Origin of the sequence: Corynebacterium sp. HMSC05D03, from assembly GCF_001807205.1 — a bacterium.
Taxonomy (GTDB): Bacteria; Actinomycetota; Actinomycetes; order Mycobacteriales; family Mycobacteriaceae; genus Corynebacterium; species Corynebacterium aurimucosum.
The window spans coordinates 1-2,299 of record NZ_KV788189.1 but is presented as its reverse complement, the minus strand read 5'-3'; the positions used below and the strand labels follow the sequence as shown (position 1 = coordinate 2,299).

Here is a 2,299-nt window from a genome sequence, read left to right as displayed (position 1 = left end):
TCCATTGGGGCCCACAACACCGCACACACAACCCCTACCAAGTATCACATGCACACGGTTTAGCCTCATCCACGTTCGTTCGCCACTACTAGCAGAATCATATTTTATTTTCTTCTCCTACGGGTACTGAGATGTTTCACTTCCCCGCGTAAACCCCCACAACAGCTATGAATTCACTGAAGGGTAACACCCCATAACAGGTGCCAGGTTTCCCCATTCGGACATCCTCGGATCAACGCTTTATTGACAACTCCCCGAGGCTTAACGCAGCCTTACACGTCCTTCATCGGCTCAGCATGCCAAGGCATCCACCATGCGCCCTAAATAACGAACACACAACCAACAAGGCAACCACCACAAAAGCAGCAGAAGACAATGCTGGTGTGAACACACAAAACACAAAAGAACAAAGAAATCACACAAACCACAACCCACCACCAACACACGCACAAAGCACGTATCAGCAGCAAGCACATGGTTTAATGCTCGCGTCCACTATACAGTTCTCACACAACACCCCACACCAGCCCAACAACCAGAACATTAAGCACTCCGACCATCAAGCTCATGTGGGTTAAACAACCAGGGAACAATGCCCCAGACACCCAACAATGCACCACGTACTTTTAAAAAATGTTAGTCAACCATTCTGGTTAAGATGTATCTCCACCCGATTAACAATACGGTGGCAGCAAAACAATCGTTCACTCAACCACCACGCACATGAAAAACACGCACATGCTTAAAGACACCAACTGGTGCCACAATAAAGCTCCTTAGAAAGGAGGTGATCCACCCGCACCTTCCGGTACGGGTACCTTGTTACGACTTCGTCCCAATCGCCGATCCCACCTTCGACAGCTCCCTAACAAGTTTAGGCCACTGGCTTCGGGTGTTACCAACTTTCATGACGTGACGGGCGGTGTGTACAAGGCCCGGGAACGTATTCACCGCAGCATTGCTGATCTGCGATTACTAGCGACTCCGACTTCATGGGGTCGAGTTGCAGACCCCAATCCGAACTAAGGCCGGCTTTCAGCGATTCGCTCCACCTCACAGTGTCGCTGCGCGTTGTACCGACCATTGTAGCATGTGTGAAGCCCTGGACATAAGGGGCATGATGATTTGACGTCATCCCCACCTTCCTCCGAGTTAACCCCGGCAGTCTCTCATGAGTCCCCAACCAAATGCTGGCAACATAAGACAAGGGTTGCGCTCGTTGCGGGACTTAACCCAACATCTCACGACACGAGCTGACGACAACCATGCACCACCTGTACACCAACCACAAGGGACACTACATCTCTGCAGCAATCTGGTGTATGTCAAGCCCAGGTAAGGTTCTTCGCGTTGCATCGAATTAATCCACATGCTCCGCCGCTTGTGCGGGCCCCCGTCAATTCCTTTGAGTTTTAGCCTTGCGGCCGTACTCCCCAGGCGGGGCGCTTAATGCGTTAGCTACGGCACAGAAGACGTGGAAGCCCCCTACACCTAGCGCCCACCGTTTACGGCATGGACTACCAGGGTATCTAATCCTGTTTGCTACCCATGCTTTCGCTCCTCAGCGTCAGTAACTGCCCAGAGACCTGCCTTCGCCATCGGTGTTCCTCCTGATATCTGCGCATTTCACCGCTACACCAGGAATTCCAGTCTCCCCTACAGCACTCAAGTTATGCCCGTATCGCCTGCACGCCCGAAGTTAAGCCCCGGAATTTCACAGACGACGCGACAAACCACCTACGAGCTCTTTACGCCCAGTAATTCCGGACAACGCTCGCACCCTACGTATTACCGCGGCTGCTGGCACGTAGTTAGCCGGTGCTTCTTATACAGGTACCGTCACTTGCGCTTCGTCCCTGTCGAAAGGAGTTTACAACCCGAAGGCCGTCATCCCCCACGCGGCGTCGCTGCATCAGGCTTCCGCCCATTGTGCAATATTCCCCACTGCTGCCTCCCGTAGGAGTCTGGGCCGTATCTCAGTCCCAATGTGGCCGTACACCCTCTCAGGCCGGCTACCCGTCGACGCCTTGGTAGGCCATTACCCCACCAACAAGCTGATAGGCCGCGAGCTCATCTTGCACCGAAAAAACTTTCCAACCACCACACTAAAGGCAGTTCATATCCGGTATTAGACCCAGTTTCCCAAGCTTATCCCAGAGTGCAAGGCAGATCACCCACGTGTTACTCACCCGTTCGCCACTCGAGTACCAGTGCAAGCACTGGCCTTTCCGTTCGACTTGCATGTGTTAAGCACGCCGCCAGCGTTCGTCCTGAGCCAGGATCAAACTCTCCACAAAAA

Annotated in this window: 2 rRNA genes; both read right to left on the bottom strand. The window is 53.1% G+C overall.

What is annotated here, in order from left to right:
- A 23S ribosomal RNA gene (locus HMPREF3147_RS12940) occupies positions 1-335 on the bottom strand; the annotation flags it as partial.
- Positions 336-780: 445 nt separating this feature from the next.
- Positions 781-2,297, bottom strand: a 16S ribosomal RNA gene (locus tag HMPREF3147_RS10685).
- Positions 2,298-2,299 lie beyond the last annotated feature (2 nt).